Origin of the sequence: Streptomyces sp. CB02366, from assembly GCF_001905905.1 — a bacterium.
Taxonomy (GTDB): domain Bacteria; phylum Actinomycetota; class Actinomycetes; order Streptomycetales; family Streptomycetaceae; genus Streptomyces.
The window spans coordinates 515,750-531,697 of sequence record NZ_LIVT01000003.1; the positions used below are offsets into that span (position 1 = coordinate 515,750).

General features: G+C 71.8%; 11 protein-coding genes. 2 read left to right on the forward strand and 9 right to left on the reverse strand.

What is annotated here, in order from left to right:
• Window positions 1–7: 7 nt before the first annotated feature.
• Both AMK24_RS10835 and AMK24_RS10840 read right to left on the reverse strand, forming a co-directional pair.
• Window positions 8–667: a histidine phosphatase family protein gene (locus AMK24_RS10835; RefSeq protein ID WP_073767487.1), complete on the reverse strand. Its 660-nt coding sequence runs from the start codon at window positions 665–667 to the stop codon at window positions 8–10.
• A 29-nt stretch (window positions 668–696) separates the two neighbouring features.
• Window positions 697–1,302, reverse strand: a complete 606-nt coding sequence (locus AMK24_RS10840; protein WP_073767489.1) for a YdbC family protein — start codon at window positions 1,300–1,302, stop codon at window positions 697–699.
• A 238-nt stretch (window positions 1,303–1,540) separates the two neighbouring features.
• Here AMK24_RS10840 and AMK24_RS10845 point away from each other — a divergent pair, with 238 nt between their 5' ends.
• Complete coding sequence (locus AMK24_RS10845; protein WP_073767491.1) at window positions 1,541–2,077, forward strand: TerD family protein; 537 nt, start codon at window positions 1,541–1,543, stop codon at window positions 2,075–2,077.
• A gap of 189 nt (window positions 2,078–2,266) precedes the next feature.
• Here AMK24_RS10845 and AMK24_RS10850 read toward each other — a convergent pair whose 3' ends face one another.
• Complete coding sequence (locus AMK24_RS10850; RefSeq protein WP_073767493.1) at window positions 2,267–5,164, reverse strand: vitamin B12-dependent ribonucleotide reductase; 2,898 nt, start codon at window positions 5,162–5,164, stop codon at window positions 2,267–2,269.
• Between the two features lie 173 nt (window positions 5,165–5,337).
• A complete protein-coding gene (gene nrdR, locus AMK24_RS10855) occupies window positions 5,338–5,850 on the reverse strand; it encodes a transcriptional regulator NrdR (protein ID WP_073767495.1) in 513 nt (170 codons plus the stop codon).
• 570 nt (window positions 5,851–6,420) lie between these two features.
• Between nrdR and lexA the strand changes: the two genes are divergently transcribed.
• A complete protein-coding gene (gene lexA / locus AMK24_RS10860; RefSeq protein ID WP_073767497.1) occupies window positions 6,421–7,218 on the forward strand; it encodes a transcriptional repressor LexA in 798 nt (265 codons plus the stop codon).
• A gap of 229 nt (window positions 7,219–7,447) precedes the next feature.
• Here the strand turns inward: lexA and AMK24_RS10865 are convergent, their stop codons facing one another.
• The 5 genes from AMK24_RS10865 to AMK24_RS10885 all read right to left on the reverse strand — a co-directional run bounded on the left by AMK24_RS10865 (window position 7,448) and on the right by AMK24_RS10885 (window position 15,698).
• Window positions 7,448–9,418: an ATP-dependent DNA helicase gene (locus AMK24_RS10865; RefSeq protein WP_073767499.1), complete on the reverse strand. Its 1,971-nt coding sequence runs from the start codon at window positions 9,416–9,418 to the stop codon at window positions 7,448–7,450.
• A 38-nt stretch (window positions 9,419–9,456) separates the two neighbouring features.
• Window positions 9,457–11,508: an IucA/IucC family protein gene (locus tag AMK24_RS10870; protein ID WP_073767501.1), complete on the reverse strand. Its 2,052-nt coding sequence runs from the start codon at window positions 11,506–11,508 to the stop codon at window positions 9,457–9,459.
• Window positions 11,509–11,568: 60 nt separating this feature from the next.
• Complete coding sequence (locus tag AMK24_RS10875; protein ID WP_073767503.1) at window positions 11,569–12,288, reverse strand: GNAT family N-acetyltransferase; 720 nt, start codon at window positions 12,286–12,288, stop codon at window positions 11,569–11,571.
• An 82-nt stretch (window positions 12,289–12,370) separates the two neighbouring features.
• Entirely contained in the window at window positions 12,371–14,275 is a 1,905-nt protein-coding gene (locus AMK24_RS10880) for an IucA/IucC family protein (protein ID WP_073767505.1), read from the reverse strand.
• Window positions 14,276–14,303: 28 nt separating this feature from the next.
• The gene (locus AMK24_RS10885) at window positions 14,304–15,698 is read right to left on the reverse strand and encodes a diaminobutyrate--2-oxoglutarate transaminase family protein (protein WP_073767507.1); all 1,395 of its coding nucleotides are present in this window, start codon (window positions 15,696–15,698) and stop codon (window positions 14,304–14,306) included.
• Window positions 15,699–15,948 lie beyond the last annotated feature (250 nt).

The following is a 15,948-nucleotide window of genomic DNA, read 5'->3' on the forward strand; positions in this document are numbered from 1 at the left end:
AGCCACTCTATCCGGTACGGCCGTACGGCTCAGGGGTCCGCCAGCGCTGGAAGGGCCGGTCGAGGGTGTAGCGGCCGTTCTCGCCCAGCAGCAGGGTCCGCGTCTCGCCGTTGCCCGGGTTGGACAGCGACTCGAACTCCGCGACCGACCAGTGGAACCAGCGCATGCAGAACAGCCGCATGGTCAGCCCGTGGGTGACCAGCAGCACGTTCTCCGGGTGGTCCGGCTCCTCGAAGCTCCGGTGCAGGCTCTCCAGGAACGCCCCGACCCGGTCGTAGACGTCGGCGCCGGACTCCCCCTGGGCGAAGCGGTAGAAGAAGTGCCCGTAGGCGTCCCGGTACGCCTTCTGGAGCCGTACGTCGTCCCGGTCCTGCCAGTTGCCCCAGTCCTGCTCGCGCAGCCGGGGCTCCTCGCGCACCCGGACGCGCGCCGGGTCGAGGTCGAAGGCGCGGAACGTCTCGTGGGTGCGGCGGTACGGCGAGATGTAGACGCTCACCCGCTCGTCGCCGAACTGCTCGCGCAGCCGCGCCCCCGCTTCCCGGGCCTGCCGCAGACCGGTGGGGGTGAGCCGGAGCGCGTGGTCGGGCTCCCGTTCGTACACCGTGTCGTCGTCGTTGCCCTCGGATTCGCCGTGCCGGACGAGGACGATGCGCTGAGGTCGTGCCATGGGTCCGAGCCTAAGGGCTGCCCCGCCGGTCAGACCGTCCAGGAGGGTTCCAGCTCCACGACGTCCCCCGTCAGCTCGATCACGTCCGTCTCGGTCTGCGCGCGGGCCGCCAGCCGCTCGGCCCCCGCCGCACGGTACTTGCCGCGCTCGGCGCTCGACTGCCACAGGGACAGCGCCAGGAACTCGTTGCCCGGCGCCTCCGCGAACACGCCGCGCAGCATGCCGGGCGATCCGGCCATGGCGGGATTCCACACCTGCTGCTGCATCAGGACGAAGTGCTCGGCACGCTCCTCGCGCACCCTGCTGTGCGCGACCCTGACGACGTCCGCCCCCGCGAAGTGCGGTTCGAAACCCGTCTTCACGTCGAAGCGGCGCTCGAAGAGCGTGACCCGCATGTCGCGGAACATGCCCGACTGCCCCACCGGCGGCCGGTCGTGGCGGCGGGCCATGAAGGAGTCGTAGAAGACGCGGTTGTCCCAGAACGCGAACACATGGGCGACGTCGGGGCGTGTTCGGCTCCACCCGCCGCTCTGACCCCGGAACCCCGGCTCCCCGGTCAGCCCCGCCCACTCCCGCTGTCCCCGTTCGAAACCGTGGCGGTCCACCACGGAGCAGCGAATCCACTTCACCAGCACCGCGCCATCGTACGGCGCGGAGGGTGGCACGCGTCACGTTCCCGGGAAGCCCGCCCCGGCCGCCCCCGCGTGCGGTGCCCCGTACGCGGGCGCGGCCGTACGCGGCGCCGCCGGTTGGCCCGAATCCGTCGTCCCGGAGCGAGGCAGTTGGTTCCGCGGCCGGTTCCGTACATGATCGGGTGATCGTGTGTCGGGTGATGAGCACGGCCCGCGGGCCGTCGGCCGGGAGGGGAGTCCCTTGAGCACTCCGAACAAGGACATCGAGAAGGTCGAGGTGCGGGTCAAATGGGATCCGAGCCCCCACGGGGCGGCCGCCAACGACCTCGACATCATCGCGGCGACCTATCCGGCCGACGAGCCGTACGGCGCCCCCGCCTACCTGGTCCACTTCGACAGCCGCTCGCCCGACGGCACCATCACGCTGAACCGGGACAGCCGGACCGGGCAGGGTTTCGGCTTCGACGAGGTCATGACCATCGAGTTGTACCGCCTGGCGGAGCGGTACGGGCGGGTGGTGGTCGGCGTCGCCATCCAGCAGCGCGACGGCCGCAAGACCTTCGGTGACATAGGGAGTACGGCGATGGAGATCGTGGAGGGGTACACGAAGCTGGCCGAGAACGACTTCTCCGGCGTGGCGGGGGCGACCGCCGCGGTCGTCGGGGAGTTCACCCGGGACGGGGCGGGGCTCTGGGGGTTCCGGTCGGTCGTCCGCGGTTTCGAGGGCGATCCCGACGTGTTCGCCGCGGAGATGGGGAACCGGGCCGCGGAAGGGTGACATCGGCCGGATCCGGTCAAACCGGCGGCGGCCCCGGTGACCCCGCGGGGCCGGCGGGGCACGGGGGAAGTCCGCGGGCCGCGGACGCGGAAGAGGGTGCCGGCCACTGGCCGGCACCCTCTCTCACACGCTGATCAGCACCGCTCCCGGAACCCGCTCACCGGCGCGTCCCGGGCGCTGTCACCGGGTTCAGCTGCAACCGCTGGTCGAGCCGCAGCCCTCGCAGATGTAGCAGGAGCCGGCGCGCTGCATCTTCGTACCGCAGGAGAAGCAGAGCGGGGCGTCGGCGCTGATGCCGAGCTGCATCTCGACCAGTTCGGCCGAGGTGTGCGCGGTCTTCGGCGCCGCCTTCACGGCGGGCTCCACGGGAGCCGGCACCGCCTTCAGGGGCTCGGCCTGGACCGGGGCCGACTGGGCCAGGCTGTCCGTGTCCAGTTCCTCCGCCTCGAACGCCGGCTCGTACGAGCCGGTGTCCAGGTGGCGCTGGCGCTCCTCGGCGGAGTGGATGCCGAGGGCCGAGCGGGTCTCGAAGGGCAGGAAGTCCAGCGCCAGACGGCGGAAGATGTAGTCGACGATCGACTGCGCCATCCGCACGTCCGGGTCGTCCGTCATGCCGGCCGGCTCGAAGCGCATGTTGGTGAACTTCGAGACGTACGTCTCCAGCGGGACGCCGTACTGCAGACCCACCGAGACGGCGATGGAGAAGGCGTCCATCATGCCGGCGAGGGTCGAACCCTGCTTGGACATCTTCAGGAAGACCTCGCCGAGACCGTCGTCCGGGTAGGAGTTGGCGGTCATGTAGCCCTCGGCGCCGCCGACGGTGAAGGAGGTGGTGATGCCGGGACGGCCCTTGGGGAGGCGCTTGCGGACCGGGCGGTACTCGACGACCTTCTCGACCGCCTCGCGGATGGTCTCCTCCGCCTTCGCGGTGACCTCTTCCTTCTCCTTCTCCTTGGTCTTGGCGGAGAGGGGCTGGCCGACCTTGCAGTTGTCGCGGTAGATCGCGAGCGCCTTGACGCCCATCTTCCACGCCTCGAAGTAGACCTCCTCGACGTCCTCGACGGTGGCCGTCTCGGGGAGGTTCACCGTCTTGGAGAGCGCGCCGGAGATCCACGGCTGGATGGCCGCCATCATCCGGACGTGGCCCATCGCGGAGATGGAGCGCTCGCCCATCGCGCAGTCGAAGACCTCGTAGTGCTCGGTCTTCAGGCCGGGGGCGTCGATCACGTTGCCGTGCTCGGCGATGTGGGCGACGATCGCCTCGATCTGCTCGGGCTGGTAGCCGAGGCGGCGCAGCGCCTGCGGCACCGTGCCGTTGACGATCTGCATCGAGCCGCCGCCGACCAGCTTCTTGAACTTGACCAGGGCGAGGTCGGGCTCCAGGCCGGTGGTGTCGCAGGACATCGCGAGACCGATGGTGCCGGTGGGGGCGATGACCGAGGCCTGCGCGTTGCGGAAGCCGTTCTTCGCGCCGAGCCGGATCACGTCCTGCCAGGCCTCCGTCGCGGCGGCCCAGATCGGCGAGTCGAGGTCGTCGACGTGCACGGCCTTGGCGTTGGCGTCGGAGTGCTGCTTCATGACGCGCTGGTGCGGCTCGGCGTTGCGGGCGTAGCCGTCGTACGGGCCGACGACCGCGGCCAGTTCGGCGGAGCGGCGGTAGGAGGTACCGGTCATCAGCGAGGTGATGGCCCCGGCCAGGGCGCGTCCGCCGTCGCTGTCGTACGCGTGGCCGGTCGCCATCAGGAGGGCGCCGAGGTTGGCGTAACCGATGCCCAGCTGGCGGAAGGCGCGGGTGTTCTCGCCGATCTTCTGCGTGGGGAAGTCCGCGAAGCAGATCGAGATGTCCATCGCGGTGATGACCAGCTCGACGACCTTGGCGAAGCGCTCGGACTCGAAGGACTGGTTGCCCAGGCCGTCGTCCTTGAGGAACTTCATCAGGTTCAGCGAGGCGAGGTTGCACGAGGTGTTGTCCAGGTGCATGTACTCGCTGCACGGGTTCGAGCCGTTGATCCGGCCGGACTCCGGGCAGGTGTGCCAGGCGTTGATGGTGTCGTCGTACTGGATGCCCGGGTCGGCGCAGGCCCAGGCGGCCTCGGCCATCTTGCGGAAGAGGGACTTGGCCTCGACCTCCTCGATGACGTCGCCGGTCATCCGGGCGCGCAGCCCGAACTTGCCGCCGGCCTCGACCGCCTTCATGAACTCGTCGTTCACGCGGACCGAGTTGTTGGCGTTCTGGTACTGGACGGACGTGATGTCGTCGCCGCCCAGGTCCATGTCGAAGCCCGCGTCGCGCAGGGCGCGGATCTTCTCCTCCTCCTTCACCTTGGTCTCGATGAAGTTCTCGATGTCCGGGTGGTCGACGTCGAGGATGACCATCTTGGCCGCACGGCGGGTGGCGCCGCCCGACTTGATCGTTCCGGCGGACGCGTCGGCGCCGCGCATGAACGAGACCGGGCCGGAGGCGTTGCCGCCGGAGGAGAGCAGCTCCTTGGAGGAGCGGATGCGGGAGAGGTTCAGGCCGGCGCCGGAGCCGCCCTTGAAGATCATGCCCTCTTCCTTGTACCAGTCGAGGATCGACTCCATGGAGTCGTCGACGGCCAGGATGAAGCAGGCGGAGACCTGCTGCGGCTGGGGCGTGCCGACGTTGAACCAGACCGGGGAGTTGAAACTGAAGATCTGGTGCAGGAGGGCGTACGCCAGCTCGTGCTCGAAGATCTCGGCGTCCGCGGGAGAGGCGAAGTAGCCGTTGTCCTCGCCGGCCTTCCGGTACGTCTTCACGATCCGGTCGATCAGCTGCTTGAGGCCGGTCTCGCGCTGCGGCGTGCCGACCGCGCCGCGGAAGTACTTGCTGGTGACGATGTTGACCGCGTTCACCGACCAGAAGTCGGGGAACTCGACGCCACGCTGCTCGAAGTTGATCGAGCCGTCGCGCCAGTTGGTCATGACGACGTCACGGCGCTCCCACGCCACCTCGTCGTACGGGTGCACGCCGGGGTTGGTGTGGATGCGCTCGATACGCAGACCCTTGCTCGCCTTGGCGCCCTTGGTGCGGGAACCTCGTGCCGGGCCGCTCGCCGTCTCTGTCATGCCGCCTCCCATATGTGGGCGAAAACGCCCTGAAGTGCCCAGATCTTCCCAGGCACAATGTGTGTCCGACACTCCGGCCGCCGCGCACGGCAGCCTGAAGCACATCTCATGTCGCCCTGGCGCCGGCCTGCGGATATACGTCTGCGGGCACGGGCGTCCGGGGCCGGTACCGCTCAGTCGGCGGCGATGGCGGGCGCGGGGACCTCAGAGGTCTCGCCGCTCCCGCGGTTCTTCTCGGAGGGCCGCTGCCCGCGCAGTTCCACGATGGCGGCCTCGAAGTCCTCCAGGGAATCGAACGCCCGGTAGACGGACGCGAAGCGCAGGTACGCGACGAGGTCGAGTTCCTGCAGGGGGCCGAGGATGGCCAGTCCCACGTCGTGGGTGGTCAGCTCGGCGCTGCCGGTGGCGCGCACCGCCTCCTCGACCCGCTGGCCGAGCTTGGCGAGGGCGTCCTCGGTGACGGGCCGTCCCTGGCATGCCTTGCGGACGCCGGAGATGACCTTGGTGCGGCTGAAGGGCTCGGTCACGCCGCTGCGCTTGACCACCATCAGCGAACAGGTCTCCACCGTGGTGAAACGGCGGGAGCAGTCGGGGCACTGCCGGCGGCGACGGATCGAGGTCCCGTCGTCGGTGGTGCGACTGTCGACGACCCTGCTGTCGGGATGCCTGCAGAAGGGGCAGTGCATGGCTCCCAACCCTCCTTCACACGCACGACTGAATAGCCTCTTCAGGGCCCTCTTCGGGCCCCTGGAGGCAGTCCCCAGCATAGGTGATGCTCACGGCGCGATTTCACCGCGACCACAACTTCTGGGCGACCGAAGCAATCCAACCACTAGATCTAGGGTCAAGTCGCGTTTTGGGCCCTATCGCGTGTCGCGCGTCGGACCTCGGCGGGAGGTCGTCGGAGGGGGCGTCCACAGGAGCCCCGGGCCAGGGAAGAGGGTACGGGAGAAGCGGGGCCGCCGAGTCGCCGGGGCACCGTCCCGGGGGCCGAACGAGGGAGACGTGCGGACGGGGTGGAAGACTGGGCGCGGGGACCGGGCGGGGCGCGCCCCGGGGAGGCCGTGCGGGGCCCCGGAAAGCCGGGCGACCGCCCCGGAGAACCACCGGGCGGCCGAGTGCCCGCGTGGCTCATACACCCCTCGACAGCGCCGCAGTACCCCTTTATTCGTTTTTCACTCGAACGTGTGTTTGGCGCAACCTTTCGAAAGCTACTACCGTTGTCCAGCTAGGGAGAACATTCGAGAGGGGCCGACGTGACCACCACCGCAGACAGCGCCACCATCACCGCCCGGGACCACCGCTCCCCGAGCCGACTTGAGCCGGTGCATGCCATGAATGACGCACTCACGAACACGGACGGGCCCGATCCCGCACGCTCCGGGCGCTCCATGCCCGGCAGGCCCCCGGGCATCCGGGCGGACAGCTCCGGGCTCACCGACCGGCAGCGGCGGGTCATCGAGGTCATCCGCGACTCCGTGCAGCGGCGGGGCTACCCGCCCTCCATGCGGGAGATCGGCCAGGCGGTGGGCCTGTCCAGCACCTCGTCCGTCGCCCACCAGCTCATGGCGCTGGAGCGCAAGGGATTCCTCCGCCGGGATCCGCACCGGCCCCGCGCCTACGAGGTGCGCGGATCGGACCAGCCCAGCACCCAGCCGACCGACACGACGGGCAAGCCCGCCGCCTCCTATGTGCCGCTGGTGGGCCGGATCGCCGCCGGCGGCCCGATCCTCGCGGAGGAGTCCGTCGAGGACGTCTTCCCCCTCCCCCGCCAGCTCGTGGGCGACGGTGAGCTGTTCGTGCTGAAGGTCGTCGGCGACTCGATGATCGAAGCCGCGATCTGCGACGGCGACTGGGTGACCGTCCGCCGCCAGCCCGTCGCGGAGAACGGGGACATCGTCGCCGCCATGCTCGACGGCGAGGCGACGGTCAAGCGCTTCCGCCGGGAGGACGGCCACGTATGGCTGCTCCCGCACAACGCCGCGTACCAGCCGATCCCGGGCGACGAGGCGACCATCCTCGGCAAGGTGGTGGCGGTGCTGCGCCGGGTTTGAGGAGCGCGTCGGTCACGGCTTCCGGCCCCGGGGTCTCTGCCTAGGGCGTCGATCACGACGTCGGCCCCGGGGCTCTGCCATGCCCCGGCGTCCCACCCTCTTCGATACCGTGCCTCACACCGGCCGACCGCTTCCCGGTCAGCGCCCGCCCCGGCCGCTTTCCTCTCGTCCTGTCCCGTACCGCCCTCTCCCGCCCCGACCCCCCTCCTCCACACGCCGTCCGCCTTGGCTAAGCGCCGTCCGCCTTGGCCTTGGCGTCGATGGCGGCCAGGGAGCGGCGCGCCTGGTTCCGGTCGGTGGTGTACCAGAAGTCGGGCAGCGAAGCGCGGAGATAGCTGCCGTACCGGGCGTTGGCGAGCCGGGGGTCCAGCACGGCGACGACGCCCTTGTCGCCCGTGGCCCGGACAAGCCGCCCCGCCCCCTGGGCCATCAGCAGAGCCGCGTGCGTCGCCGCCACCGCCATGAAGCCGTTGCCGCCGGCCTCCTCGACCGCCTTCTGCCGTGCGCTCATCAGAGGGTCGTCCGGCCGGGGGAACGGAATCCGGTCCATCACCACCAGTTGGCAGCTCGGCCCCGGGACGTCGACGCCCTGCCAGAGCGACAGGGTGCCGAAGAGGCAGGTCTCCGGATCGGCCGCGAAGTTCTTGATCAGCTCACCGAGCGTCTCCTCGCCCTGGAGCAGGATCGGCTTGCCCAGGCGGCCCCGCAGCTCCTCGGCCGCCGCCTTGGCCGCCCGCATCGAGGAGAACAGCCCCAGCGTGCGACCGCCGGCCGCCTCCACCAGCTCGGCGAGCTCGTCCAGCATGTCCGTACGGGAGCCCTCGCGGCCCGGCGTGTTCAGATGCCGGGCGACGTAGAGGATGCCCTGCTTCGGGTAGTCGAACGGGGAGCCGACGTCCAGGCCCTTCCACTGCGGGACGTCCTCGCCCGCCGTGCCCTCGGGGGCCAGCCCGAGCGACGCTCCCACCCCGTTGAAATCGCCGCCCAGTTTGAGGGTGGCCGACGTCAGCACCACGGACCGCTCGGCGAACAGCTTCTCGCGCAGCAGCCCCGACACGGAGAGCGGAGCGACCCGGACGGAGGCGCCGAAGCGCTCGTGCTGCTCGTACCAGACGACGTCGTACTCGGAGCCCTGGGTGATGCGCTCCGCGACGCCGTGGACCGTCTCGACCGAGGCGAGGGCCTGCTTGCGGACGGCGTTCTCGTCCTCCACCGACTTGTCCCGGGTGGCGCCGATGGCCGAGATCACCGTGCGCGCCGCGTCGCGCAACGCCATCAGGGCGTACCCGAGATCCTCCGGGACCTCTTCGAGCCGTCCGGGCAGCGCCAGCTCCATGACCCGCTCGAACCCCTCGGCCGCCGTCAGCAGGGCGTCGGCGGCCTTCTCGTTCACCAGTTTCGCCGCCCGGCGGACCGCGCGGTTGACCTGGGCCGGGGTCAGCTCGCCGGTGGCGACGCCGGTGACCCGGGAGACCAGTTCATGGGCCTCGTCGACGATCAGGACCTCGTGCGACGGGAGCACCGGCGCGCCCTCGATGGCATCGATCGCGAGGAGCGCGTGGTTGGTGACGACCACGTCCGCCAGCTTCGCCCGCTCCCGGGCCGCCTCCGCGAAGCACTCCGCCCCGTACGCGCACTTGGACGCGCCCAGGCACTCGCGTGAGGAGACCGAGACCTGTGCCCAGGCCCGGTCCGAGACGCCGGGCGTCAGATCGTCCCGGTCGCCCGTCTCCGTATCGTCCGACCAGTCCCGCAGCCGCAGCAGGTCCTGCCCCAGCTTGCTGGACGGGGCCGCCGCCTCGAACTGGTCGAACAGCCCCTCCTCCTCGTCCTGCGGGACCCCTTCGTGGAGCCGGTGCAGGCAGAGGTAGTTCGACCGGCCCTTGAGCATGGCGAACTGCGGACGGCGGCGCAGCAGCGGGTGCAGGGACTCGACCGTACGCGGAAGGTCGCGCTCCACGAGCTGCCGCTGGAGGGCCAGGGTGGCCGTGGCCACGACGACCCGCTCCCCGTGCGCCAGGGCCGGCACCAGGTAGCCGAGCGACTTGCCCGTACCGGTGCCGGCCTGGACGAGCAGATGGGATTGGTCGTCCACGGCCTCGGCGACGGCTTCGGCCATGGCGACCTGGCCGGGCCGTTCCGTACCGCCGACGGCGGCGACGGCGGCGTGCAGGAGCTCGGGGAGGGATGGCTTCGTCATAGCCCGACCACCCTACGGCGCACCACTGACAACGGCGATCACTCCCCCACGCGGACGGAGGGGTGCAACGGATTGGGGACGGTCCCGTGGATCGCCGCGTGCGGGCGGTCGGCACGGTCCCGGTAGCCGTCGACGAGCAGGCGGTTGCGGTTCAGGCAGAGGCGCTCGATCTCGGGGGTGAGCATGTCGAACAGCGCGAACCGCTCCTTCAGTTCCGGGAAGCGGGCGTGGTGGCGGACGATCTCCGCCCGGACGAGTGACCAGAAGGCGTCCTCGGTGACGCCGAGCTGTTCCTCGCACAGCGGTGAGAGGTAGCGGAAGACGCCCACGAAGAGGCCGGAGTGGATGAACTGGGTGAGGAAGGACGGCTCCTCGGTGAGGAGGACGGTGCGCACCTCCTCGGGCATGGCGTCGTGCTCCGGCAGCGGGTGGGCGCTGACGTTGACGTCGTCCACGAAGTCCTTGATGGCGAGCCGCACGGGCACGTCGTCCGCGTCGAACACGACGATGGCGTTCTCGCCGTGCGGGGAGAAGACGGTGCCGTAGCGGTAGAGGAAGTGCAGCAGGGGCGGCAGGAGCGCCGCGAAGAGCCGCTTCAACCAGGTTTCGGGGGCCAGGCCGGAGCGCTCGACCAGTTCGGCGGTGAACGCGCGGCCCGCCGGGTCCGTATGCAGGAGGGAGGCGAGCGTACGGGCGCGTTCGCCCGGGGCGAGACGGGGCGGCAGCGGCTCCCGCCAGATCGCGCCGAGGATCTCCTTGTACTGGTAGGGCACTTCGGGGAGGTGGTCGTACAGGGGGTGCTCGACGGTGACGGAAGCGACCTCGCCGAGGAGGACGACCCGGCAGACGTCGCGGAGGAACGGGTCGTCCTCGCACAGTCCCTGGACCCAGGCGGTGACCGCTGGGGCGGCGAGAGTCCGCTCGGTCGGCAGGCCGCGCCAGACGAGGGTGTTGAGGATGGAGAGCGGGAGCTTCACCGTGTGCCGCTCGGGCCGGTCCACGTTGGCGAACGTGCGGATGGACTGCTGCGGGAGGCGGGCGTCGCCGTCCGTGTGCAGGGCGACGATGTCGCCGTCCGCGATGGCCGGGGCGTAGAGCGGCACGATCCACTCGTCCCACTGCCAGGGGTGCACGGGAAGGTAGAAGTAGTCCTGCGGGTCGCGTCCCCGGGCCCGCAGGACGTCGGCGAAGGCGTCCCGGACGTCCTGGTCGAGCTCTCCCGCGTACAGCTCCTCGGGGGTGCCCACGCGGCCCACGCCCCGGTACCGCGCGATGCGGGTGCTGACCGCGATCCACGGCAGCCGGAGGGGGGTGCGGGCCTCGGGGGCGAAACGGTCGGCGTCGGAGGCGGAGAAGCCGAGCCGTCCCTTGCTGGCCGCCAGCCAGGGGTGGCCGGTCTGGTGGCCCTCCAGCTCGGCGTAGTCGAGCGCGGCGAGTCGGTCCGCGGTGAGCGCGGTGTGGTCGAGCCGGGCGTCGGCGGAGAGCGTCCGGGTCAGCTCGCGGATGAGGTGGCCGAGGGTCGTGCCGTCGAGCCCGAGGAGGGCGCGGGCCCGGGCGAGGAACGTCAGCGGGTCGCGGAACGGCCGGGGGCCGAGCGCCGGACCGAAGGGGGTGGCGGAGCCGTTGACGGGGGCCGGGGCCTGCACGTCCGCGCGCGGCGGTGCCACGGCGTGCGCGTCGGCTCGCGACGGCGCGACGGCGCGCGTTCCGGCGCGCGAGGTCCGGTCGGCGTACGCGGTGGTGGGAGCGCTCTCGGCGGCCCCGGGGGGCGCGGTGGCGGGTGCGCGGCCGGCGTGGGCGGCCGGGGGCGGTCCGGTGACCTCGATCGAGTCGGGGTCGACGCGCCAACTGCCGTACGCGCCGCGCCGGGCCGTGAAGGCGAGCACTCCCCCGTCGTCGAGGGCCAGCCGGTGGAGCCCGTCGGTCCCGGGGTCGGGGACGGGCTCGATGATCTTCTCGTAGGCGAACTCGCCGAGCATCTTGGCGAGGAGCCGTGCGGCGGCCCGGTCCCAGATCTGTCGGTTCAGCTCCGGAGGGCTGAACAGCTGCGGGGACCGGGCTGCGTCACGGCTCGCGGGATATATCGGCACGGGGACTCCTCCGGAGAGAACCTCTGGGGTTCGAGCGGTATGGAAGGTGCGGCGAGCAGGTCACAGCTGGTCTCGGTGGGTTCGGTCGCGGATCATCAGCGCGGCGCGCTTGTCGGGGAGGTCCACTTCGGCGGAGAAGCGGAAGCCGGCGCTGAGAAAGGCGGAGACGGACGGGGTGTTGCGCAGATCCGGCTCGGCGACGACCCGCCCGCACCGCGGAAGGTGGTCCAGGACCAGGTCGGCGACGGCGCGGATGAGGGTGGCGCCCACGCCCCGGCCCCGGTTCCGTACGCCCCCGATGAGGAGGTGGACGCCGGTGTCGTGCGGCCGGGCCGGGTAGTGGCGGGCGAGCGGGTCGAGGTCGGCGCGGTAGATCTCCCAGTAGCTCATGGGCATGCCGTCGAGCACCCCGAGACAGGGGATGCTGCGGCCGTCTCCTTCGAGCTGGGGCCTGAGGTGGTCGGCGGTGACGGACTCCGGTCCGGAGAGCTCCCAGAAGGCCGCCACCGCCGGATCGTTCATCCAGCGGCTGAGGAGGGGGAGGTCGCGTTCCGCCCGGACGGGGAGGAGGGCGAACTCCCCCGCCGCCGTGCGGGCGGGCGCCCAGCTCCCCGGGTCGCCCAGCAGCTCGCTGGGGGCGTGTGCCGCCCCGGCGCCGCGTTCCTCGGCGATCATCGCGAGGAGTTCTTCGGTGAGCCGCAGGTCGAGGGTGTCCTCGACACCGGTGCTCCCGCCGTCGGGTGCGGCGCCGGGTTCCGCTGAGGCGTCGGCGGGAGGCACGGTGGCGCTCTCCTCTCTGGACCGGGTCTCGGTCGGCGGGCTGCTCCACAACGGTGGCTCGGAGTCTGCCCGGTGCGGGTGTTCAGCTGTGCAGCGGGTTGGCGATGGTGACGTACACCGACTGGGTGTCGACCGGCCCGACCAGTTCGTCGAGTCCGTGCAGCCGGGTCAGCAGGTTGGCCTTGCAGCGCAGTCGGCGGTTCTCCAGGAGGTACGCGGGCAAGGGCGAACCCAGTTCAGCGGTCTCGGTGAGGAACTGACGCAGGACCGCGAGGAGTTCCCGCTCGTCGGCCAGGCGCTGGGATCCGAACGCCCCGATCAGTCCGAGAACGTTGTTGATGCCGAGGTAATAGGCGAACCGTTCGTCGGTGACCGGGTCGGAGACGAAGGTGTCGCTGACGGCGCCGATGCCGGGGAGCCGCTTGTCCAGCTCGGCGCGGCGGGATTCGCGGAAGTAGTAGCCCTGGTTGTCCCGGTAGCGGCCGCCGACCGGCCAGCCGTCCGGGTCGAGCAGGACGATCGTGTTCTGCTGGTGGGCTTCGAGCGCGACGCCGCCGTGGGCGTCGAGCCAGAGGACGGGGCGTACGACGTGGTGGAGGTAGCGCCGGAACCATTCGGCGCACACGGCTCCGGCGGTGAGGCCGGTACGGGCGGTCAGGCCGGAGACGACCTCCGCGAGCCGGGACCGCATGCCGGGGTGGCCGGGCCGGGGGCGCTGCGCCGTGAGCCCGGCGATGCAGGCGGCGTCGTCGCCCGGCCCGAAGGGGTTGTGGCGGAGCACGACGTCGAGCCCGGTGACGGGGGCGCCCGCGGGGTCGTCGACGGCGAGCCAGGCGGGGTCGCGGACGATGTCGAAGCCGGGGTGCTCCCGCCGCCAGCTCTCGGCCAGTCCGGTCGATAGGAGGCGGTGGACCTCGACGCCCCGGTGCAGCTCCTTGCGGAGGTTCTCCCGGCGGGAGTTGGTGATGCGTACGCCGAGGGAGAGCTTGAGCATCACCCGCGCCCCGGGCCGGTGCACGGTGCGGATGGAGGAGGTGGGGTGCCAGGGCTCGCCGTGCGGGCCGAGGTCGTGCAGCAGGCCGGTCTCGGCGAGGGCCCGGACCCGGGGGCGGTGCAGCAGGTCGGCCGCCTGCCAGGGGTGCACGGGGACGGCGACGGTGCCGGAGGGCGTCTTCAGCCCTTCGGCGTGCGGGGCGAGCAGTTCCTCCGCGGTGGCCGGTCCGTCCTCGGTCCAGGCGGAGTCGGTGGCGGTCAGCGACCGGTCGACGGCGAACCAGTGGAGCGGGAAGGAGCCGTGGAGTTCGGGCGAGTAGCGGCGGGACTCCGACTCGGAGAGCCCTTCGCGGCTCTTGGGCGTGGGGTGGAGGGGGTGGCCGAGCAGCAGGGACTGTTCGGCGGTGAGGAAGAGGTCGGCCTCGGCGGGGTCCGCCGGGGCGCGCCGCCGCTCTTCGACGAAGCCGGCGGTGTGGCGCACGGAGTCGGCCACCCGGGCGACCAGGTCCCCCGCGCCGCTCTCGCCGCCCTCGCGGCCGATGAGGACGGCGACGGTGGCCGCGTCGACGGGCGGGGCGCCGGCGGGGGCGGTCTCCAGGGCGGGTGCGCCGAAGCGGTGGGCCCCGGTGGCGGACCAGTAGCGCACGGGCACGAGCAGGGCGGTGCCGCTGGCGGGGAAGGCGATGCGCAGGGTGTCGCCCTCGGGCCGGGGCAGGTCGTTCTCCCGGGCCCAGCAGCGCAGGAGGCTCTCCGTGCCCGCCGCGTCGGCGGCCCGCAGGGGGTTCGGGTCGTCGAGCACGTCGGGGATCAGGTGCTGGTCGGCCGGGACGGCGGACACCGGGCCGGGGGCGTACGCGGAGGGGACGGCGGCGCGCGGGGCTTTCTGGCGGGGCACGATCATCGCCTCGACCGTGCCGGGGGCGGCCGGTCCGTCCTGCCCTCGGTGCTGGGGGGTGCCGGGGCCTTCGGCCTCGGGCGCGGGGGTGGGGTTCACGGCGTTCTTCCTTGTGGGGATTCCGGGTTCAGGTGGTGGACCCGGCGGGGGTGTGGCAGTGCGGGGAGCGTTCCGCCGCTGCCAGCGCGTCGGCGAGACGGTCGACGACGGCGTCCGCCTGCTCGTCGGTGAGGGTGAGGGGCGGCAGAAGGCGCACCACGGCGTCGTGACGGCCGCCCAGTTCGACGATGAGGCCGCGCCGCAGGCATTCCTGCTGCACGGCTCGGGCGAGAGCCGGGTCGGGGGGCGGGGCGGGGGTGTGGTCGCCGGCTTCGGCGGGCAGGGGCGCGCGCTCGGGATCCACCAGCTCCAGGCCGATCATCAGTCCGCGCCCCCGTACGTCGCCGATTCCCGGGTGATGCGCCCTCAGTTCCCTCAGACGGGCGAGCATCCGGGATCCCAGGACCGCCGCGCGGTCCGCCAGGCGGTTCTCCCGGACGTACGCGAGCGTGGCAGCGCCCGCCGCCATGGCGAGCTGGTTGCCACGAAACGTACCCGCGTGCGCGCCCGGCCGCCAAAGGTCCAGCTCAGCGCGGTAGACGATGACGGCGAGGGGCAGGGAGCCGCCGATGGCCTTGGACAGGACCATGACGTCGGGTACGACGCCGCTGTGGTCGACGGCCCAGAAGGCGCCGGTCCTGCCGACCCCGGTCTGCACCTCGTCGGCGATGAGCGGGATGGACCGGTCCTCGGTGATGGCGCGCATGCGGCGCAGCCAGGCGTCGGGGGCGGGGTTGACGCCGCCCTCTCCCTGGACCGGCTCCAGGATCATCCCGGCGGGGGCCGGGACGCCGCCCTTGCGGTCGTCCAGCAGGTGTTCGGTCCAGCGGGCGGCGAGGGCGGCCCCCCGTTCGCCGCCGGTCCCGAACGGGCAGCGGTAGTCCTGGGGGAAGGGCAGCCGGGTCACCTGGACGTCGCTCGCGCCGCCGGAGGCCGCCAGGGCTCCGGCGGTCATGCCGTGGTAGGCGCCGGTGAACGCCAGCAGACCGGTGCGGCCGGTCGCGGCGCGGACCAGCTTGAACGCGGCTTCGACGGCGTCGGTTCCGGCGGGGCCGCAGAACTGCACACGGGCGTCCTCGGCGAGGCCGCGCGGCAGGGTGGCGAACAGCTCGGTGGTGAAGGCGTCCTTGACGGGGGTGGCCAGGTCGAGCACGTGCAGGGGCGCACCGGAGTCGATGACCTTGCGGATCGCTTCGAGGACGACGGGGTGGTTGTGCCCGAGCGCCAGGGCGCCGGCGCCGGAGAGGCAGTCGAGGTAGCGGCGTCCGTCGGCGCCCTCGATGGTGAGCCCGCGGGCGCGCACCGGGACGATCGGCAGGGACCGGGCGTAGGTGCGGGCGGCCGATTCGCGCAGGGTCTGGCGGCGGAGGATGCCCTCGTGCGCGGGCGGCGGCGCCACCGGAGCGGGTTCGGTCACGGACACGGCTCTTGATCCTCCTGCGGTAACAGTCGCGTTGCACGTGGATACGATTTCGCGCGGACGCACCGCGGCGGTGAACGCTGTCCTGGTGTCCCCCGTACGTACCAACGACGCCGTCCACGATGGATCACGGGTGCCCCGGAAGATCCTCGCGGCGACGGAACCGCGGACCTGCCGCGCACCGTCACCATCGGCACCGGCATAGTGGGGGCCGCAGCGGCGGCGGAAGCACCTGCTCCGGCGCCGGAGACAT